The sequence below is a fragment of the Pseudomonas sp. GW821-FHT09D08 genome (assembly GCF_059416305.1).
In genome coordinates this window covers 1-22,005 of record NZ_JBWKOX010000026.1, presented here as the reverse complement: position 1 = coordinate 22,005, position 22,005 = coordinate 1, and the positions used below count along the sequence as shown (strand labels likewise).

The following is a 22,005-nucleotide window of genomic DNA, read 5'->3' as shown; positions in this document are numbered from 1 at the left end:
TGGACAGGCGGGTCGCCGTGACGACTCGCCTGACACTGCTCGCGTTTGCTCATGGGGATTCCAATAATGAAAAACCCTTATGCTCCCGCTTTCTGGTGCGTGCTCTTCGCACTGGTGTTGTTATCGGCCGCGTATTTCTACGGCGTCATGCTCGCCCATCAACTCGACAAGGCCATGGTGTTTCTCGACAGCGCCTGCCTGGTGATCGGCTCCCTGTCCATCGGCGTGGTGGCCTGGGCGTCCTACCAGAACCAGCGCGTGAAGAAAAAACTCCTCGAACAAGGCAAGACCCGCGTCGCGATCTGGGACACCAAGGTCGCCCTGCGTCGGGTCGAAACCGTGTTCGACCGCTATTTCTGGGGCAGCTATTGGCAGCCGGGGCGCACCTTCCAGGAAGTCATGGGCGACCTTACCGGCACGCCCCTGGAAAAAAGCCTCGAAGTCCTGAAAAAACAGTGTGTGGCCCTCGATCGGCAGGTCGCCGATGGCCGGCATTGGCTGAATAATGCGCGGGAATTGTCCGACGTCGCCACGCAGATGGCCCGGGAGCGCTACCAGCTGGACTTCTGCGACCCCAAGTCCGACACGCCCGGCAATGCGGTGATACACCGCGAGTTTGAGGTGCTGGTGTACACCTGGACGGCGCGCCTGAAGAGTTTTGACCACCAGCTCGACGAGATCGAGTTGGAGTATTCGTGAACCAACTGCACGCCTGACCCCTCTGAGAAAGCTGGGCCGTTTGCGGCCGCCAGTGCTAATCTTCCCCCGTTTTCGGCGGGCTTGAGCCAACCCTTACGGGGTTCAAGGAAGACAGCCCACTTCTCACAGGATTTGATCAGGTCACTTCATGAATAAGCCAGCAGTCGTTCTTTTGGGTTTAGTTGTCGCCGTAGGCGTCGTCAGTGCAGGCGGCGCCTGGTACACCGGTAAACAACTGGAACCGGTGCTGCAAACCGCGATCCAGAACGCCAACAAGGAACTGCAGACCTCCATGGCCGGCGTCGATGGCACCGTGGCCCTGGAGCTGGTGTCCCTGGAGCGTGGCGTGTTCAGCAGCACCGCGCACTACCGCCTGAAAGGCCAAGGCTCGGTGTTCGGCGAAGAAAACCCCAATCCCGAATTGCTCTTCGTCGACCATATCGAACACGGCCCGCTGCCGTTCTCGCGCCTGGTGACGCTCAAATGGCTGCCGGTCATGGCCACCAGTCACTACGAACTGGAAAAGAACCCCACCACCGAGAAGTGGTTCGCCGCCGCCAAAGACGTGTCGCCGCTCAAGGGCGTGGCCAATATCGGCTACAGCCGCTCGGTCAACGGCAACATCGAATTGCTGCCCCTGACGTTCAAGGACGACACGTCTTCGGTGAACTTCTCCGGCGCCAACCTGAATTTCGACAGCACCGCCGAAGGCCAGAAGGTCAAGGCCGACGGCTTCATGAACAGCCTCAAGATCGCAGCGGTAGATGCCAAGGGCGACGCCTTCGAGGCCGAACTGGCTGGCCTGACCATCGCCAGCAACCTGGAAAAATCCACCTTTGGCTTCTACACCGGGCAAAACACCGTTGAGCTGACCGACAGCACGTTCACCTTCGGCCCGCAGAAAGCCGTGCTGACGGTCAAAGGCTTCGAGCAGAAAGACTCCAGCGAAACCAAGGACAACAACCTGGCCGGCCGTGTCGACTACAAGATCGACGAGATCGGTTACCAGGGCAAACCCGTGGGTTCGGCGGCCATGGCCCTGAGCATGAAGAACGTCGACATCCCGGCCATGCTGGTGTTGACCAAGCTGTACCAGGACAAGATGCAGCCGGTGCAAGCCGCTGCCGCAGCGGGCCAGCCCACGCCTGAGCTGCAACTGACCGAAGCCGAGCAGGCCCTGGCCGAAGCGAACGTCAACCAGGTATTGGCCGCCAAGCCGCAGATCGCCGTGGAAAACCTGTCGCTGAAAACCACCCATGGCGAAAGCAAGTTCAACCTGCTGGTGGACCTGGCCAAGCCGGCCTCCATGGAGTTGCCGCCGGTTGAGCTGGGCAAGCAGATGATTGCATTGCTGGATGCCAACCTGACCCTGTCCAAGCCGATGATCGGTGACGTGGCTGCCCTGCAGGCGCAACTCGGTGGCGTGACCGACCCGAAAGCCATCGAGCAGCAGTCTCAGATGGCCGCCGAGATGGTCAGCGGCATGGCGGTCGGTACTCAGTTGGCGACCCTGGTCGGCAGCGATGTGGTGTCCAAGTTGCACTACGCCAACAATGAAGTGACCTTCAACGGCCAGAAGATGACTGTCGAGCAGTTCATTGGGTTTGTGATGGCCAAGTTCGGCGCGGTCAGCGGCGCCCAGTAAAGCGTTCGCCATCGCCCGGAAATAAATAATGTGGGAGCGGGAGTGCCCGCGATAAGGGTCAAACAGTCGACGCACCTGTCGGCCGGCACCCCGTTATCGCAGGCAAGTCCGCTCCCACATTCACATTTCAGGCGGGCCGCGCAATTCTGAACAATTGTTCCGGATTGGTCTTTTTCCTACTTTCCTGAGAGATAGTTCACACAGGAAAGCTAGGCCGGGTCATTGGACGCCGGCACCCTGCGGCAATTCGCTCAGGACCACCTATCGTTACAGCTTTCCGTGTGTAAGGAAGCTCACGATATGTTGCGAAACCTACCACTCAGTGCATCAGGCCGGTTGCGACTGCTCGTCGGGGCCGCCTTATGCAGCCAATTACTGATCCCCGCCTTCGCCATGGCCGATCCGGCCTATGACGCGCTGATCATTCAGGCGCGCAACGGCAACTTCACCCCGGCCCTGACTCAATTGCGCCAACTGTCCGCCGAGCGCCAGACGCCAGGCCAGGTCAGCGATCATGTGGTGATCGCCGGCTGGGCCGGCCAGGACGCCGAAGTACTGAAGGTGTATGAGGCCCAGGGTAAACATCGCAACCTCAGCACCCAGGCGCTCGCCACTGTCGCGCGGACCTATCGCAACCAGCAGCAATGGGCCCAGGCCGAGGCGGTCTATCGCCAGGCGTTGCTGCGTGAACCGAATAACGTCGACCTGCAACTGGGCCTGGCCCTGACCCAGGCCGATGGCGGCAAGGCGGACGAAGCGGTACAACGTACCCGCGCATTGGTCGCCGCCAAGCCCGATGACCCCAACCGCCGCATGGCCCTGGGCTATGCACTGACCCGCGCCGGCTTGAACTACGACGCGCTGTTCGAGTTCGACCAGGCGTTTATCCGCGCCGGCGACAAGCCCGACGTCGCCCGCGAATACATCGTCGCCCTGCAAAAGGCCCGCCTGCCGGAAGCCGCGTTGCGCCTGTCGGCCCAGCGTCCTGGCCTGCTGGACCCGGTGACCCAGCGCCGCCTGGAAGGCGACCTCGCTGCGGAGCGTGTGCGCATGGCCGAGTTCGCCACACGCAGCGAAAAAGAACGCTACGTGATTGCCGACCGCGCCCTGGCGGATTACGACAAATTGCTCGCCCGTTGGACCCCGGACGCCAGCGCCCATGACGACGTGGTGCGCTGGCGCATCGACCGTCTCGGTGCACTCAAGGCGCGGGCGCATACCGCCGAGGTGATCCGCGAATACGAGACGCTTAAGGCCGAAGGCGTGCAACTGCCGACCTACGCCGTGCGTTGGGTGGCTGCGGCCTACCTGGACCAGCGCCAGCCGGAAAAAGCCGAGCCGCTGTATCGCCAGGCCCTGAGCGCCCCCGACGCCGAGCCCGATGATCGGGTCGAAGACACCACTGCGCTGTTCTACGCCTTGCAGGAAAGCGATAAAGCCGAGGACGCCAACGAGGTCGCCAAGAGCCTCGCCAACAGCCAGAACCCGCGGGTCGAGCTCAAGGGCTTGCCCATCGGCAACCCCAACGACGCGTGGATGGACGCCCAGCAACTGTCGGCCCAGGCCGGCGTCTACGGCGGCGACCTGCCGGGCAGCGAAGCCGGCCTCGAAGCGCTGGTGGCGAAAGCCCCTGGCAACGTTGGCCTGCGCCTGGCCCAGGCTGACATGTACCGCGCCCGCGAACTGCCACGGCGTGCCGAAGGCATCCTGAAGGAAACCGAAGCCCAGGCCCCACGGGATATCGGCCTGGAAGTGAGCCAGGCCTACACCGCCATGGACCTGCAGGAGTGGCGCCAGCTCGACGTGCTCACCGATGATGTGCTCGCCCGCAACCCGGACAATCGCCAGGTGCAGCGCCTGAGCCGCCTGCGCGACGTGCATGACATGGCCGAACTGCGCGTCGAGGCGTACACCGGCAAAAGCTTTGGCGGCGGCAATGACAGTGACGCGGGTGCCGTCGCGGGTAGCCGCGATTGGGGCATTGAGAGTCGGATCTACACGCCGCCCATCGACGAAGACTGGCGTGTATTCGCCGGCGCCGGGTACGCCAAGGCCGATTTCAGCGAAGGCACGGGCCAGCATCGCTGGCAGGTCGTGGGCGTGGAGCGGCGTACCCGCGACATGACCATTGAAGCCGAGGTGTCCAACCACTCCTACGGCGATGGCTCCAAACAAGGCGCCGCGGTGTCGATTGCCCGTGACATCAACGACAACTGGCAATACGGCGGCAGCCTGGGCTACCTCCTGAGCACCACGCCGCTGCGGGCGTTGAATGACGGCGTCACGGCCAACGGTGGCAGCGGCTTTATCCGCTGGCGCGCCAACGAAAGCCGCGAATGGAAACTGACCCTCAGCCCCTCCCATTTCAGCGATGGCAACGACCGCTTCGAAGCCTTGCTCAGCGGCCGCGAAGGCCTCTACAGCTCGCCGAAGGTGCAAGTGGACCTGGGTCTGGAAGTCGGTGCCAGCCGCAACAGCAAGGAAGACACGGTGTACTTCAACCCGAAGTCGGATTTCACCGTGCTGCCCGTCCTCAACATCAACCATGTGCTCTATCACCGCTACGAGACCCAGTGGAGTCAGCAGTTCCAGGTCGGTGCGGGTACCTATAGCCAGCGGGATTATTCCACCGGTGGCATCGGTCTGGTGGGCTACGGCCAACGCTTTCGCTGGAATGACGTGCTGGACGCCGGCGCCAACCTGAGCCTGATCAGCCGACCTTATGACGGGGATCGCGAACGCGATCTACGTCTGCTCGTCGACCTCACTTACCGTTTCTAAAAGAGCCTGACCATGACCTTCCTCAGCCGTTGCTTGTTGGTTCTGGGCGTATTGCTGGCCAGTGCCTGCGCCCAGCAACCTGCGCCTTTCACTCCACCCGCCGAGCGGCCGACACCGGCCAACGAAATGGCGTGGCCGAAAAACCATTTCCTGGGCATTGCCTACCATGACGTGTCGGACCGTGATCCTGACCAGGCCGTGGTGGCGGTACGCACCGAGCGATTGATCGAACAGCTGGCCTGGCTGCGGGAGAACGGCTACCAGGCGGTCAGCGTCGACCAGATCCTGGCCGCCCGCAATGGCGGCCCCGCGTTGCCGCCCAAAGCCATCATGCTCAGCTTCGATGACGGCTATTCGAGCTTCTATACCCGCGTGATGCCGATCCTGCGCGCCTATCGCTGGCCGGCCTTGCTGGCGCCGGTGGGCTACTGGATCGACACGCCGATGAACAAACCGGTGGACTTCGCCGGCTCGCCACGGCCGCGCGGCGAGTTCCTCACCTGGCAGCAGATCCGCGAAGTGTCCCAGTCCGGCCTGGTGGAAATCGCCGCGCACACCGATGCCAGCCACACCGGGATCCTCGCCAACCCCCAGGGCAACCTCGAGCCGGCGGCGACCTCGCTGCGCTATGACCCGGCCACGGGCCGCTATGAAAGCCAGGCCCAGTTCCAGGCGCGGATGCGGGCGGATGTCTCGGCGATCTCCAACAAGATCCAAACCGTGACCGGCAAGAAACCACGGGTATGGGTGTGGCCGTACGGCGCCGCCAAGGGCACCTCGCTGGCGATCGTCAGCGAGCAGGGCTACCAGATGGCCCTGACCCTGGAAGACGGCCTCGACAGCTCCAGTGACCTGATGAACAGCCCCCGCTTCCTGGTGGCCTCCGACCCGGACGGCGAGCATTTCGCCAACAGCATCGTCGCCGTGCAAACCCCGGCACCGCTGCGGGTGCTGCATGTGGACCTGGACAACGTCTACGACCCGGACCCGGCCCAGCAGGCGCGCAACCTCGACCAACTGGTGCAGCGCGTGGTGGACATGGGCGCCGGTACGGTGTTCCTGCAAGCCTTCGCCGACCCCAAGGGTGATGGCCTGGTGCATGAACTGTACTTCCCCAACCGTCACTTGCCGGTGCGCGCCGACCTGTTCAACCGCGTCTCCTGGCAGTTGCACACCCGTGCCCATGCCGCCGTGTACGCGTGGATGCCGGTGTTGAGTTTTGCCCTCGATCCCAAGCTGCCCCGCGTAACGCGTTGGGACCCGGAAACCGGCCAGGTCGGCACCGACCCGGACCAATACAAACGCCTGTCGCCGTTCGACCCGCAGGTGCGCAGGATCATTGGCGAGATCTATGAAGACCTGGCGCGCAACAATGCCATCGACGGCGTGCTGTACCACGACGACGCAGTGCTCTCGGACTTCGAAGACGCCAGCCCCGCCGCGCTCAAGGCCTATGCCGCCAACGGCCTGCCGGGCAGCATCCAGGCCCTGCGCGCCGACCCGGCGGTGATGCAGCGCTGGACGCGCTTCAAGAGCCGCTACCTGATCGACTTCACCAAAGAGCTGACCGCCAAGGTCCACGCCATCGGCGGGCCGCAGGTGCAGACCGCGCGCAATATCTTCGCCGAGCCGATGCTCAACCCGGCGAGCGAGGCCTGGTTCGCCCAGAACCTCGATGATTTCCTCCAGACCTATGACTGGACCGCGCCGATGGCCATGCCGCTGATGGAAGGCCAGGAGTACAAGACCTCCAATGCCTGGCTGGAGAAGCTGGTGGCGACGGTCAAGGCGCGTCCCGGCGCGATGGAACGCACCGTATTCGAACTGCAGGCCAAAGACTGGCGCACCAAGGCCGCGCCGGATATCGACGCTGTGCAGATGGCTGAATGGATGGGTGTGCTCAAGCGCCAGGGGGTCACGAGTTTTGGCTACTACCCGGACAACTTCCTGGAAAATTCCCCGGACCTGAAGACTGTGCGTCCGGCCCTTTCCAACCAATGGAATCCTTGACCATGTTCGACAGAATCCTGGCGTTATTCGTGCTGGCACTGGTATTAGGCGTGCCCCTGGGCCTGATCTTCCTGGTCACCGGGCAGTTCCTGATGGACTTCGTGTTTTTCTACCCGCTGTTCATGTCGGCGCTGTGGATCGCCGGTGGCTTGTACTTCTGGCTGCATTGGGAGCGCCACTGGCCCTGGGAGGAAGACACTCCGGCACCGACCCTGGCCGGCAACCCGCTGATCTCGATCATCATCCCTTGCTACAACGAGGGCGATAACGCCGCCGACACCATTCATGCGGCGCTGGGCCAGCTGTACCCGAACATCGAAGTGATCGCGGTCAACGACGGCTCCAAGGACAACACCGCCGCCGTCCTCGATGCCCTGGCACTGGAGCATCCGCGCCTGCGGGTGCTGCACCTGGCGCAGAACCAGGGCAAGGCCGTGGCCTTGCGCATGGGCGCCGTGGCCTCGCGCAGCGAATACCTGGTGTGCATCGACGGCGATGCGCTGCTGGATAAAAACGCGGCGGCCTATATGGTCGCGCCGATGCTCGACAACCCGCGCCTGGGCGCCGTGACCGGCAACCCACGCATCCGCACACGCTCGACCTTGATCGGCCGCGTGCAGGTGGGCGAGTTCTCCTCGATCATCGGCTTGATCAAGCGCACCCAGCGCGTGTTCGGGCGGATCTTCACGGTGTCGGGTGTGGTGGTGGCGTTCCGTAAAAAGGCGCTGGACCGCATCGACTACTGGAGCACCGACATGATCACCGAGGACATCGATGTCAGTTGGAAGCTGCAGCTCGATCACTGGAGCATCTTCTACGAGCCGCGCGCGCTGTGCTGGATCCTGATGCCCGAGACCGTCGGCGGTCTGTGGAAACAGCGCCTGCGCTGGGCCCAGGGCGGTGCCGAAGTGCTGTTCAAGAATATCCGTGGCATCTGGCAATGGCGCCATCGCTACCTGTGGCCGCTGCTGTTCGAATACTGCCTGTCCACCGGTTGGGCCTTTACCTTCCTGCTGTCGGTGATCTTCTGGGGCGTGGGCAAATTCATGGTGCTGCCGCAGGCGATTGCCGTGGACTCCCTGGTCCCGCCGGCCTTTACCGGCCTGGTGCTGGCGATGGTGTGCCTGGTGCAGTTCGCGGTGAGCATCCTGATCGACCGCCGCTACGAGAAAGACCTGTGGAAAACCCTGTTCTGGACCGTGTGGTACCCGATGGTGTTCTGGCTGGTCAGCCTGTTCACCACCCTGGTCAGTTTCCCCAAGGTGCTGTTCAACCAGCACCAGAAGCGCGCGCGCTGGGTCAGCCCGGATCGCGGTATCAAACCTGTTGAAGAGGAGGCCTGAGCATGAAACTGGTCAGAACTCGCCAAAGTACCGTGATGTGGATCATCGACGTGATCCTGACCTTGATGGCCTGGGCCGGACTGGTCTGGCTGCTGGCGCGCGGGATCACTTCGATGCTTGAAACCCACGGCGGCCCGCGTATCGAGGCGCCGATTTTCGCGGCGCTCAATACCTTGCAGATCTACCTGTGGATCGCACTGTTCAACGCGGTGATCCTGGTCACCTGGGCACGCTACCAGCAACGCAAGGGGCGCAAGTTCGCCCAGCGCCGTGCCGAAGCCAAGGCGCTCAGCGATCAGAACCTGAACGAGAGTTTCAGCCTGGCCGAGGGCGACCTGGAGCAACTGCGCCGCCCGGGCGTACTGGTGATCCACAACGACGAAGACGGCGGCGTGGCGGAAGTCAAAGCCCACGTCTCCCGCGATGTGGAAAAACCAGGCTTGACCCTCGTGCCTGGCGCGTCTCAGAACAAAGACGCCAGCTAGTGGTGTAAACCACAATCCAATGTGGGAGGGGGCTTGCCCCCGATTGCGGTCGATCAGCTAATGAATACTTGGCTGACACCCCCCTATCGGGACTCTTACCCTGCCGATCCCGATTATTGGGATCCAATTCACAAAACTCCCGCGAACTTATCTGCTTTTTTCGGTACTAACTTATCTCGGAAAGAACTTGATGGCCAAGTAATGGCAACTTATAAGTTCTCCGACGAATCGCTATCAAAACAGCTGCCGCCTGTCGGAATAATATTTCCAGTTTCAGGCTTTGTATCTTTTTGATGATTTTTTATTGTTATTAATCAGCGTGTTGCGTGAATACCTGGCGCGGACATGCAACTGACTCTGTTTCTTGGGTTACTGCTAGTTCGATGTTAGTTCCGCGGCCCCTGATTTTCGACGGACCGAACATGTCTTTTTTATTGCCACGGACTCGGTATTTGCTATGCACTTTGCTGCTTGCTTATTTGAGCGGCAACAGTGCCTTGGCCGCCCCTACGCCGGGGGATCAGGACCTTATCCGCGACCGCCAGAACCGGCTTCTCGAAGAGCAGCGTCGGCGCCTGGAAGAGCTCCAGGACCTGCCCGGCAAGAGCAATCAGCCACAGGCCCCGGCACAGCCTGCGGACTCACGCTGCTTCCCCATCCAGGACATCGAACTCAAGGGCGCCGACAGCCTGTCCGCCGCCGACCGCACCCGCTTGCTCAAACCCTATATCGGCCAATGCCTGGGCGTGGCGCAGCTCAACGAACTGCTCAAGGTCATCACCGACTACTACATCGCCAAGGGCCACGTCACCAGCCGCGCCTACCTGCCGCAACAGGACCTTTCCAGCGGCCACCTGCAAGTGCTGGTGGTCGAAGGCAAACTCGAAGGCCTGAAGGGCGCCCAGGGCAGCACGGTCACCGACCGCGAGTTGGCGATGGCGTTTCCCGGCAAGGTCGGTGAAGCGCTCAACCTGCGCGAAGTCGAACAATTGGTGGATCAACTGAGCCGCCTGCCGTCCAAACAGGCGCAAATGGAACTGACCCCCGGCACCCAGATCGGCGGCAGCGAAGTGCTGGTCAAAAACCAGCCGCAAAAACCCTGGCGCGCCAGTCTGTCGCGCAACAACGACGGCCAGAAAAGTACCGGCGAACAGCAGTGGGGCGCGGGCCTGGAATGGGACAGCCCGCTGGGCCTGGCCGATCAACTGATCCTGCGCGGCGGCCACGACGCTATCAGCGACCACCAGAAAACCTCGAAAAACAGCATGCTGTATTACAACGTGCCGTGGGGCTGGTGGAACTTCAGTTACACCTACAGCGAGAGCGATTACCGCACCTACGGCGTGACCAACGACTTCAAGTTCAAGCAGAACGGCGACAACCAGAACCACCAACTGCGTGCCGAGCGAGTCATCCACCGCGACGACGTCAGCAAGACGTCGGTGAACGTTGGCCTGGCACACCTGCGTACCAACAACTACATCCTCGACGTGCGCACCGCGCCCAGCAGCAACCGCCTCAGCGAATTGCAACTGGGCGTCAACCACGGACGACGCATCGGCAGTGCTTTCGTCAACCTCGACCTTGGCATGCAGAACGGCATCGGTTTGTTCGACGCCCAGTCTCAGGAAGAGCGCGACTCGCTCGGCCGTCGCCAACCCAATTCGCGCTACCGCAAGTACACCGCTACCGTCAGCTACCTGCAGCCATTCAGCCTGTGGGGCGAGTCGTTCAGCTTCAGCAGCCTGGCTACCGGCCAACGCAGTGAAGACGTCCTGTTCAGCCCCCAGCGCATGAGCCTGGGGGGCTCGGCCTCGGTGCGAGGTTTCAAGGACCAGCAACTGATGGGCGACAGCGGCGGTTACTGGCGCAACGAAGTGCGCTGGGCCCGCCCGGTGACCCTCGACTGGATGCGCCCGGCGTTCGCCGAATACGGCGCCAGCATCGGCTATGACCAGGGTGTGATCACTCATGATCGTTACAACGACAACGTTCATGGCCGGGTCTCCAGCAACTCTCTTGAATTGTTCGCCCGGGGCAAACATGTCAGCACCAGCGTGACCTTTGCCCATTCGCTGGAAAGACCCGGTGTGCTGACCGAGCGCGAAGCACCGATCTACTTCCGTATGGATTTCTTCCTGTAATTCAACGCTGCGCCGCAACGAGAGTCTGAAAATGGATGTTCGCCAATTCGCCTTCCTGGCCCGCCAACCTTCTGCTGCCCTGAGGCCGCGAGACGCGTTCTTCGGTCTGCCCAAGCGCGGGCTGGTGCTGATCCTCGCCAACGCGCTGTTCTGGCAGCCTCTGCTGGCCCAGGCCGAAGGTATCGTGGTCGCCACCCCAGGCACCACCGTGGGCGCGGCGGGCAATGGCGTGCCGGTGGTGAACATCGCCACGCCCAACGGCGCAGGCGTGTCCCATAACCAGTACACGGACTACAACGTCGGCCCCAACGGCGTGATCCTCAACAACGCCAATAGCCCCATGGCCAACACCCAGCTTGGCGGCTATATCGTTGGCAACCCCAACCTCAAGGGCGGCGCCGCGAACGTCATCCTCAACGAAGTCACCGGCGCCAACCCCAGCCAGTTGCGCGGTTACACCGAAGTGGCGGGGCAGTCGGCCAAGGTCATCGTCGCCAACCCGTACGGCATCACCTGCAGCGGCTGCGGCTTTCTCAACACCCCCAACGTCACCCTGACCACCGGCAAGCCGGTGCTCGACGCGGCCGGCAAACTGAAAAGCTACCAGGTCGACGGTGGTGCTGTGACCATCGACGGCCAGGGCCTGAACGCCAGCGACGTCGACCGCTTCGAAATCATCACCCGCTCGGCCAGGATCAATGCGCAGATCAACGCGCGCCAGCTCACCGTGATTGCCGGTCGCAATGACGTGGATGCACAAACGTTGAACGCCAACGCGCGCGCCGACGACGGCAGTGCTAAGCCTGAGCTGGCGATTGACTCCAGTGCGCTGGGCGGCATGTACGCCGGCGCGATCAAGCTGGTGGGCACCGAAGCCGGCGTGGGCGTGAAGCTCGACGGCACACTGGCGGCCAGTGGCGGTGATATTCAGTTGGACGCCAATGGTCGCTTGACCATGGCGCAGGCAGCGGCCACCGGTAACATCACGGTCAATGCGCAGAATATCGACCTCACCGATAAGGTCTACGCCACCGGTAATGTGCAACTGACCAGCGCCCAGACGTTGGTCAACCGCAAGAGCGTGGCCGCCGGCCAACGCATCGACATCAATGCGGCAACGGTCAACAACCCCGGCATCATCGAAGCCGGCGTCGCCCCCGACAACACCCGCAATATCACCGGCGACCTGGTGATTAACGCGCAAACCGTCAACACCAACGGCAACCTGCTGGCCAGCCGCGCACTGGCGATCACCGCCGCGCAAGCGTTGACCAATCAGGGTGCGATCATCCAGGCCAAAACCGTCGACGTCAGCAGCGCCAAACTGACCAACCAGGGCGCTACCGCACGCCTGTTTGGCGAACAAAGCCTGGCGCTCAACTCGCCGGCCATCGTCAACCTCGGCGGCCTGATTCGTTTTGGTGACGGCCAGGCCGCAAGTCTCAACAGCGCCTCGCTGGATAACCGCCAGGGCCGCATCGAAATGGCCGGCGGCAGCCTGGTGCTCACCAGTGCCGACCTCAACAACAACGGCGGACAAATCATCGCCAACAACCTGACCGTGAATGCGGGCAGCCTCAACAACCAGAACGGCGTAGTGGTCGCTGGCGCCACCACCGTGAACGCCACTGACCTGGATAACAGCCTCAAGGGCCTGATCCAGGCCGACGCCGGCGCGCTCACCCTCAACGTCACCAACGCCTTCAACAACAGCCAGGGGTTTGCCCAAGCCAGCACCGATCTGAACCTCAACGCCGGCAGCCTCAGCAGTAACGCCAATGGCGTGCTGAGCGCCGACACCGGCAAGCTCACCCTCGTGACTGCGCAACAGCTCAATAACGCACAGGGCCGTTTGCAGGCAGGCAAGGGCGATATTGAACTGCATGCCGCGAGCCTGGATAACCAGAGCGGCGTGATCGTCGGCAAGCAACTGTTGCTCGCCGCCGGTGACATCGACAACCGCGCCGGCACCGTGCTGGGCAACGCCGTCGATGTGACCGCCAAGACCCTCAACAACGGCGGTAAAGGCTCGTTGATCAGCGATGCCGGTGACGTGACGCTCAACATCAGCGACCTGCTGACCAATACCGGTGGCGCGATTGACGCTGGCGAACGCAGCGTGCTGGTCAAACAGCTCACCACCCTCAACAACAGCGGCGGCCTGCTGCGTGGCAAGCGCCTGGACATCACCGCGCAGCATCTGAACAACGATAACGGCCAACTGCTGGCCGGCAACCTTGGCCTGAACTACAGCGGCCAAGAGCTGAGCAACCGCAAAGGCCTGATCCTCAGCGGCGGCGCCCTCACCGAATTGACCACCGGCAGCCTGGACAACCAGGGCGGCACCGTGCAGGGCGATACCCTGACCGTCACCGCCGACTCGGTCGACAACGGCAGCGACGGCCTGATGGCGAGCCTGATCGGCAATCTGCAACTGACCGTTGAAGCCCTGGCCAACCGCGGCGGCAAGCTGTTCGGCAAAGAGCAGGTGACCATCAGCGGCGGCGCCCTCGACAACAGTGCGGGCGGCCAGCTCAGCGGCAATCAACTCAACCTCACGTCACGCGACACCCTGACCAACCGCGGCGGCCTGATCGAGGCCAACCAGGGCCTGACCGTCGGTGGCGGCAACCTCGACAACAGCGCGGGTGGTCAACTGCGCGCCTTGAAAGGGATCACCAGCAGCATCAACGTCAGCGGCGCAGTCAATAACCAGAATGGCATTCTGGAGTTTGGCAGCCAGGGCTTCAGCCTCGACGCCGCCAGCCTGAACAACCAGTCCGGCCAATTGCAGCACGCCGGCAGCGGCCTGATGCGCGTCCACACCGCCAGCCTCACCGGCAGCCAGGGCAACATCAACGGCATGGGCACCGCCGACTGGGCCTTCGGCAAGGTCGACGGCCTGGGCCGTGTGCAACTCAATGAAGCCATCACCTACAAAAGCGATCAGAGGTTGGCGCTAAAAGCCGGTGACCGCATGGCCAGCGGCAAGGGCCTGGTCATCGACGTGGCCAGCTTGGATAACGGCGGCGAACTGCTGAGCGACGGTGACCTGAGCATCACCACCGGCGACATGACCAACACCGGCCGCGTATCGGCCCTGCAAACGCTCACCGTTACAGCCAATAATCTGAGCCAGAACGGCGGCCGTCTGGCCGGCACCAACACCCGTCTGAGCCTGACCGGCACCCTCGACAGCCTCGGTTTCCTCACTGCACGTCAGCAGCTGGATATCGCGGCGGCGCAGATCAATAACCGCGGCACCCTCGGAGCCCAGGGTGCGGTAAATCTCACTGCGGTCAACGGCATCACCAACGCGGCCGATTCGCTGCTGTTCAGCGGTGGCGACCTGACTCTGCGCGCCAATGGTTTCAGCAACCTCCATGGCGACGTCTACAGCAAAGGCGACTTGAGCTTCGCCGCGCGCGATGGCGGGCGTGCCGCGCTGTTCAGCAACCGTTCCGGCACCGTGGAAAGCGAAGGCTCGATCGGCATCAATGCGGGCTTTATCGAAAACGCCAAAGATGAATTCGAACTCGGGCAGACGCTGACCACCGGCAGCTTGAGTTGGATCTGTGGCCAGCACTGCGGCGAAAAAGATTGGTGGGAAAAAGGCATAATCACCATCTACGAGACGTACCTTGAGGCGGCGACCAAGGATTCGGCAGCGGCGCGCCTGGTAGCTGGCAAAAACATGCTGCTGCAAGGCGACAATGTGCAGAATCGCTACAGCCTGATGGCTGCCAATGGCGACCTGAGTATTGCCGCCGGTGACCTGCTCAACCAGGGCGCCGCCACGCGCACAGGGCAGCGCAAGATTGTCGTCATCACGCCAGAACGCGTTTCCGACGATTTGTTTGAACGCATGCAATGGGTCGACGTTCCCGCTTTCAATGCGGCCACGGCGGCTGGGCATTTCGATAAGGCACGCTTCGAAGAACTGAAAAACCGCTCACCTAATAGCTTGCCTTTCGCTTACGCAAGCGACGTCACCACCTGGACCCCCAACGCCGGCCATGAGTACGATGCCACGCTTCAGGCCGGTGGTACGGTCGACCTTTCCCAAGTCACCCGCAAAACGCAAAACGGCACGCTGCACGTAAACACCCTGGCGCAACTGACCGGCACCCTCGGCGATGACCAGACCGGCATCCCGGTCGGTGGCATCAACATCAACCTGAGCCAACACGCCAACGACCCCGGCGCCCAGGCGCCTGGCAGCGTACTGCCGGTGGTTACCCCTGCAGCGGGTGGCGGTTTCGTACCCGTTGACTACACCGGCGTGGCCTTCGCCCCGGTCGACCCCACCACCGCGCCCAACTTCCAGTTGCCCAAGGGCGAGTACGGCCTGTTCGTCAAAAACGCCGACCCCACCAGCCATTATCTGATCGAAACCAACCCGGAATTTGCCAGCCTCACCGGCTTCTTCAGCTCCGACTACATGCTCGGCAAACTCGGCTTCACCAGCGACAACGCCTGGCGCCGCCTCGGTGACGGCCAATACGAAAGCCGCCTGATCCGCGACGCTGTGCTCGCGCAAACCGGCCAACGCTTCCTCGCCGGTGGCCTGACCAGCGACGCCGACCAATTCCGCTACCTGATGGACAACGCCCTGGCCAGCAAAGACGCCCTGCGCCTGAGCCTGGGTGTGACCCTCACCCGCCAGCAAGTCGGCGCCCTGACCCACGACATCGTGTGGATGGAAAACCGCGTGGTCGACGGCCAGACCGTCCTCGTGCCCGTGCTCTACCTGGCCCAGGCCGAGTCCCGCAATGTACGCGGCAACAGCCTGATTCAGGGCCGTGACCTCAACCTGTTCACTGGCGGCGACCTGATCAACGTCGGCACCCTGCGCGCCAGCAACAACCTCTCCGCCGCCGCCGGCGGCAGTCTCTACAACGGCGGCCTGATCGAAGCCGGCAACAACCTGACGTTGCTGGCCCAGGACAGCATCCGCAACGCCATGGCCGGTGAAATTCGCGGCAAGCAAGTGAGCATGAAAGCAGTCAGGGGTGACATCACCAACGACAGCACCGCTATCCAGGTCCGCGACGGCGTAGGCATGCGCACCCTCACGGACAATAGCTCCAGCCTCATCGTCGCTCGTGAAAACCTGGCCATGGATGCTGGCCGCGACCTCATCACCCGAGGCGCCCTGACAGGCGGCACCGACGTCACCTTAATCGCCGGCCGCGACATCAGCATTCTGCCTGTCAGCGACACCAGCGTGAAACACACCTTCAGCGACGGCGGGCAAAAATCCAGCATCACCACCGACGTCAAAAACCTCGCCGCCAGCGTCACGGCGGGCGGCAACCTCAACATGAAAGCCGGGCAGGACGTCAACATCATCGGCAGTAATGCCTCCGCCGGCAAAGACTTCAACATCGACGCCGGGCGCGATTTCAACGTGTCGTCGGTCAGCGATGTGCACAACGTCGAGGGCAAGGAAAAGCACGGCAAGAAACGCATCAAGACAGCGGACGAGCAGACCACCCAAGTGGCGAGCGTGCTGACGGCGGGTGGGGATTTCACCAGCCAGGCCGGGCGTGACACGACGCTGGTGGCGAGCAGGATCAGTGCGGGGAATGAGGCTTATCTGTATAGCGGGGATAAGTTGAGTTTGTTGGCGGCGCAGAACAGCACCTACAGCCTTTACGACATGAAAGAGAAGGGGGGCTGGGGCGCGAAGAAGACCAAGCGTGATGAGGTGACACGCGTTACGAATGTGGGGACTGAGATCAAGACTGGTGGTGATCTGTCGCTGGTCAGTGGCGGTGATCAGTTGTATCAGCGGGCCAAGCTTGAGAGTGGCAAGGACCTCTCGTTGATCAGCGGAGGGGCAGTAACGTTTGAGGCGGTCAAGGACCTGCATCAGGAAAGTCATGAGAAAAGCAAAAGTGACTTAGCGTGGAACAGCTCCAAGGGGAAGGGCAACACCGATGAGACCCTGCGTCAGACGGCATTAATTTCCCAAGGTGATTTGGTCGTTAAAGCGGTCAATGGCCTGCACATTGATGTAAAGCAAATTAATCAGAACACCATCAGCCAAACCATCGACACTATGGTGAAGGCAGACCCACAGCTTGCGTGGCTTAAAGACGCTGAAAAGCGGGGCGATGTCGATTGGCGGCTTGTGAAGGAAACGCATGACTCCTTCAAGTACAGCCACTCCGGCATGGGCACCGGTGCGATGCTTGTCGTGATCATTGTTGTGACGGTCTTGACGGCCGGTAGCGGAGCGGCTGCGGCGGCTGGTGCATCTGCCAGCGCAGGCGCAACAAGCGCAGCAACGGCGGCGGGGTTGAGTGCTACTACCGCCGCGACCATAGGTACTGCTGCTGGTGCCGCTGCATCTGCCAGCTACACGGCGATGATTACTCAGAGTGTCGTCAGCGGGATCAATAACAAAGGTAACTTGAGCGATACATTCAAGGACGTTACCTCAAGCGATAGCCTCAAGGGTTATCTTGCATCAGGAATCGCTGCTGGTTTTGCTGCAGGTGTGCTCGACAAAGCCTATTCGGTATCGCCCGAGGAAGCCGGTTCTGCTACCCATGGCTTCAATTTGGGAGAGATGGAGGGCTTCACAAAATTTGCGGGCTACACCTTGGCGCAACAAGGCTTCGGTGCGGTCACTAACACCGCACTCAATGGCGGTAGCTTGAGTGAGACCCTTACTCAAGCGGGTATCAGCTCGATAGCCAACGTGCTGAGTGCGTCTGTCTATAACAAATTGGGTACCCAGTTAGAGTTCACGGGAATTCCTGCGAAGGTGGGTGCTCATGCCATTGTTGGCGGTCTACTCGCAGAGGCAGCGGGCGGCAGCTTCAAGTCTGGCGCTCTAGCCGCCGGAGCCAACGAAGCATTCGTCACGGCCCTGGGCGACTCGATTTTTGATGGGCCGATGCACGATCAGCTGTTAGCAATGACCTCACAACTGATAGGTGTGACGGTTAGTGCCGCGACGGGCGGTTCTGACAAGGATCAAGCCGTCGCTGGATGGATTGCTCAGCAAGCGACGTCTTTCAACAGCCTTGATCACCCAACAGCCGAAAAACTGCTGAATGAGTTGGAAGGTTGTCGAGCCAGCACAGAGTGCTCTGACGGAAAAGTCCGCGGCATTATTAAAAAGTATGAGGAACTTTCAGCATCGCGCTCCGCAGCAATCAGTGCCTGTGAGTCCCGCGAATGTGCAGAAAGCATCAGGTCTGCAACGATCAAGATGGATGATCCCGTTGCGCAAAAACTCCTGGATACGTTCAAGCACACAGTGTCTTACGATATGTACGGGATGCTTGTTGGGAATCCTAAAAAAATTGCTTCTCCCGCTCAAGGTGTTGACCCATGGGGCGCGACCTATGCGACTGACGATGAAATTATCTTCGCCAAGTATGTACAAGAAAAATGGCTTACCCCTGCTGAGGAAACGCACCTAGACGAGTGGATGAAAAAAACTACCTGGCTTGAAAGAGCAGCAGGTAAAGCGCTGGATGCGTCGGAAAGGGCTGCGATGCTCGTCAACCTGGGTAATGCGTTGGTTACCGAGAGCTGGTTGAATAAGGTTCCGGTGGGTAAAGCGACGGCGGGTGTCGGCGATAAAGGGTCTGGCATCTCAGCAGACGCGGATGGATTCGGTGTTTATCCTAAAGCTCCGCCAACGGTGGAAACGCCTAAAACAGAGCAGTATTTCAGAGTCGAAGGAGGGGGCGCCGGAGCCGCAACTAGCCAGAATCGCCTCACGGCAAATGCTGATGGGAGTATTAGTATCAATCCCGGTTGCACTGGTCAGCTCTGCGTCAGCGTGGGGAACGCCGCTCACGCTAACTACTACTTAACAAACAAACGCCCGGATGGCACTGTGGTTGTATTTGATGTCGATGCTAAACTCCATAGTGAAATTATGGCTAACGCAGTTCCTCAACGTCCGATTCCAGGAGTCAACCGAGACCCGTCAGCGCCTAAGATTGTAGATCCGACCAAGCCTGGGACAGCGCTGGAGCTTCCTAAGGTGTGGGAATCACTGCTTGAAAAGCACTCAAGCAACGCCCGCGTTTACTCTCATGAAGAGTTTTTAAAGGAGTTCGGTAAATGAATTTAAATAAAGAAGTGCTTGATGATTTATGGTCTGGTGAGAAAAGTATCTGTTTTTTTGTAAGTGGTGCTAAGTGCTATTGGGTTTTGGATTATAAGTATAACTTTTCATTGGATGCGGAAAAAGACTATCGCGCATATTTGGATAAAGGGCATATAACCCAGGCGCAGTATGAAGAAGCGTGTAGGGTGTTCCGTGGTGGAGTTTTAAAGTTAACAGCCGATAATTTTCCACAGTATTTAAATGGTGTTAGTGAAAACGTGTTGACGGGTGAAGATCTTTCAAAAATTTTTGAGCTGGATGACGACTGTAGTTTGCCTTGGTTGTTGAAAGAGGTTGAGGGCTACTTCTTGTCAGGCGCGAGTTTGAATGCGGATATATTCGGTCTTGTTGGGCGTGTAGCGTCTAGGTTGCCCGTATTCTATATTAATTTTGATAGAAGAATATATATGCATATGGATCAAGACCGATTCCACGAGGAACTCTCATATTCTGATTGGACATCCAAGTGTTCAGATTTTAGTTTTTTAATACCAGATGCTGAGAGATATTGGATGAAGATCGGTGATCTCTGGAAGTTCCGCTATATTTAGTCGTGGTGTTGAGACGAATTATTCGTGAGTCTGACGCAAAAATGGCCTTTCGTCGTGCTATAACTAAGGTGGGCGTTAAGATTTGATGGGCGAAGTTGCGTTTGCTTAGGGGGTAAGTCTTTTGGGTTTAGTTTCAAATTTGCCTAACTTTCAAGAGTGTTATATATGAGAAAGATTTTCGTGGTTTTTTGCACTTTATTTCTGCTGGGTGGCTGCGTAACACAAGACCTGAGCATTGAAAACCGCCATAAAATCACGACTGTCACTATTTTGCCTGCCTCGTTTTCGGAGCAGCAGTTCAGATACACGAGTATGGATCAAGCCTGGGGTGCCGGCTTAGGTGCCGGTGCCGGAGCGGCTGTGGGAATGGCATCGGATTCTTCCAAAGTCGCTACCAGTGCTATGGCTGGCGTGGGTGTGGTAGCGGGCGCGAAAGTAGCTGATGGTGGAGTTTTAAGTCCACGGCAGGCAATTTTGTTGAGTTTGCAGCGCAACAAAATAGACCCAGGGAAGTTGTTTAAGCAGCAGCTGGAAGCGCGGATGAGTGCTGAGCATTTATTCAAAGTTGTTTCGGAGGGCAGCCGGGCTGATGCGCATATAGAATTCGTCGTGTCAGAATGGGGCTTTGCCTTAAAAAACTACAGTGCAGAGCTTTATCCCACAGTGGGCATTGTAGCGACTATGAAGCTCGGCGACGCTGTAGTTTGGAGGAATTTCGAAACTGTAACAGCGCTCAGTGAGGGAAATGTCCAGGCGTATACACCTCAAGAGTACTCAACAAACCCTGAAGCTCTCCGTAGCGCTTTGCAGAATGCTTTCGAGTTAGTGATAGCTAAACTAGTAGCTGACTTGAAACAATAAGCGCTATAAGGGGTAGAGAGAAAAGGGCACGGATTTATTTAAATTTGAGCTGGGAAAGTGTATTAAATAAATTTGTCCTATTTTGTTGTGCTTAATTGCATAGGGAGCGGCGAGTTATGTCGGACAAACAAGTATGTGAGCTCACGATTGATGATCTTGGTAGTTATAGCGTTTGGTTTTTTCCGATGGACGACACCGTGGAGGACGAATTAACTGTACGCCCCCTCGCCGAACAGGAAACGTGCTCAGACTTTCAGATTATCGTTCGAGCTGATTTTTTTGGTGAAAATGGCTCTGTGTATTGCGGTTATTTGTATTGGGACTCCAATGTCGCAGTTGAATACTTGAGGCCTGTTGTATTGTCTGGAACGGGAGAGGCCGTAAGTTTTTGGAACGGTATAGTAACTCCCGCGTGGGAAAGCTCGGAGTTCGCCGGTTTGATTAGATCCGAGTTGCCTATTTCTTATACCTCAGAACCGATTTTTGGTCTTCCTTCCATTTGCGGAAAACTGGAGGGACTTTATTATCTTTCTGATGATCAAGTTTGCTGCGTGAAATGACGAAAAAAGTGGACCGGTTTATTTGGTTGGATTGCTCACGCACAAAGCGGGCGACACTAAGGCCGCCCTATTTTCACTCAGGACGGATCGGCATTAAGCTTGCGACTGATAACATCCAGCAAATCACACCCATCGCGCAGCGGAATGGCCAGCAAGTGGGCGAAGTCTGAAAGCACTACGGCATCACTGCTAATTTCCTCCCGAAACGCCAAGTTCTCCAAAAACTGCGTCACCGCGCGAATACGATACGCGGCGGCGTCATAGAGAACATCGAGAGGCGCTTGCGTGTCGATCAGCAGCGCGGGAATGGTTGAGTCGTGACCTGTTAATGGCATGTATCGGTTCATGTTTAAGCTCTCTACTTAAGTGATAAATGCCATCACTCAAACGTCGCCAAACGCATGGGTGACAGCTGTACGCAGGTTGGCGAACCGGCAGTAGAGAAAACCGGCAGACCCGAAGGTCTCCCGCGCACAGCCGTCATAAAACGACTTTGCAGGCGCGCAAGTGGCTGCAAAAAAGCCACCAGCTTGCGCATTCTCTACCGTCAGGTCGCCAAACCTGAATCGCCATGGGGACGACCGGCGGACTATAAGTCCTTGGCGTAAAAACGCGCAAGGCATCAAAAGGCCAACGCTTCCTCGCCGGCGGCCTTTACAGCGACGCCGACCAATTCCGTTACCTGATGGACAACGCCCTGGCCAGCAAAGACGTAAGCGCTCCATGAACCCCACATTCAAAGTCACCATCTGATCCCCGATGCTGTGCTCCCGATTCCTTTCCGGAGCC

Annotated in this window: 12 protein-coding genes; 11 read left to right on the top strand and 1 reads right to left on the bottom strand. The window is 59.6% G+C overall.

The window, feature by feature from the left end; all coding sequences use genetic code 11:
* The first annotated feature begins 66 nt into the window (after positions 1 to 66).
* The 11 genes from AC07OP_RS28440 to AC07OP_RS28390 all read left to right on the top strand — a co-directional run bounded on the left by AC07OP_RS28440 (position 67) and on the right by AC07OP_RS28390 (position 21,216).
* A complete protein-coding gene (locus tag AC07OP_RS28440) occupies positions 67 to 699 on the top strand; it encodes a hypothetical protein (RefSeq protein WP_027608077.1) in 633 nt (210 codons plus the stop codon).
* Between the two features lie 148 nt (positions 700 to 847).
* The gene (locus AC07OP_RS28435) at positions 848 to 2,344 is read left to right on the top strand and encodes a YdgA family protein (protein WP_495102991.1); all 1,497 of its coding nucleotides are present in this window, start codon (positions 848 to 850) and stop codon (positions 2,342 to 2,344) included.
* A 300-nt stretch (positions 2,345 to 2,644) separates the two neighbouring features.
* Complete coding sequence (gene pgaA, locus AC07OP_RS28430; RefSeq protein WP_495102992.1) at positions 2,645 to 5,125, top strand: poly-beta-1,6 N-acetyl-D-glucosamine export porin PgaA; 2,481 nt, start codon at positions 2,645 to 2,647, stop codon at positions 5,123 to 5,125.
* Positions 5,126 to 5,137: 12 nt separating this feature from the next.
* Positions 5,138 to 7,135, top strand: a complete 1,998-nt coding sequence (gene pgaB / locus AC07OP_RS28425; protein ID WP_495102993.1) for a poly-beta-1,6-N-acetyl-D-glucosamine N-deacetylase PgaB — start codon at positions 5,138 to 5,140, stop codon at positions 7,133 to 7,135.
* Positions 7,136 to 7,137: 2 nt separating this feature from the next.
* Entirely contained in the window at positions 7,138 to 8,478 is a 1,341-nt protein-coding gene (gene pgaC / locus AC07OP_RS28420; RefSeq protein WP_146478339.1) for a poly-beta-1,6-N-acetyl-D-glucosamine synthase, read from the top strand.
* 2 nt (positions 8,479 to 8,480) lie between these two features.
* Positions 8,481 to 8,963, top strand: coding sequence for a poly-beta-1,6-N-acetyl-D-glucosamine biosynthesis protein PgaD (gene pgaD, locus AC07OP_RS28415; protein WP_495102994.1), 483 nt, complete (start codon positions 8,481 to 8,483; stop codon positions 8,961 to 8,963).
* 422 nt (positions 8,964 to 9,385) lie between these two features.
* Entirely contained in the window at positions 9,386 to 11,107 is a 1,722-nt protein-coding gene (locus tag AC07OP_RS28410; RefSeq protein ID WP_495102995.1) for a ShlB/FhaC/HecB family hemolysin secretion/activation protein, read from the top strand.
* 31 nt (positions 11,108 to 11,138) lie between these two features.
* The gene (locus tag AC07OP_RS28405) at positions 11,139 to 19,202 is read left to right on the top strand and encodes a two-partner secretion domain-containing protein (protein WP_495102996.1); all 8,064 of its coding nucleotides are present in this window, start codon (positions 11,139 to 11,141) and stop codon (positions 19,200 to 19,202) included.
* Positions 19,199 to 19,795: a hypothetical protein gene (locus AC07OP_RS28400; RefSeq protein WP_495102997.1), complete on the top strand. Its 597-nt coding sequence runs from the start codon at positions 19,199 to 19,201 to the stop codon at positions 19,793 to 19,795. Before AC07OP_RS28405 ends, AC07OP_RS28400 begins: the two co-directional genes overlap by 4 nt.
* Positions 19,796 to 19,960: 165 nt before the next feature.
* Positions 19,961 to 20,656, top strand: a complete 696-nt coding sequence (locus AC07OP_RS28395) for a hypothetical protein (protein WP_495102998.1) — start codon at positions 19,961 to 19,963, stop codon at positions 20,654 to 20,656.
* 116 nt (positions 20,657 to 20,772) lie between these two features.
* Positions 20,773 to 21,216 carry a hypothetical protein gene (locus tag AC07OP_RS28390; RefSeq protein ID WP_495102999.1) on the top strand — a complete coding sequence of 148 codons (444 nt, stop codon included), beginning with the start codon at positions 20,773 to 20,775 and terminating at the stop codon, positions 21,214 to 21,216.
* A gap of 77 nt (positions 21,217 to 21,293) precedes the next feature.
* Here AC07OP_RS28390 and AC07OP_RS28385 read toward each other — a convergent pair whose 3' ends face one another.
* Complete coding sequence (locus AC07OP_RS28385; protein WP_495103001.1) at positions 21,294 to 21,551, bottom strand: hypothetical protein; 258 nt, start codon at positions 21,549 to 21,551, stop codon at positions 21,294 to 21,296.
* Positions 21,552 to 22,005 lie beyond the last annotated feature (454 nt).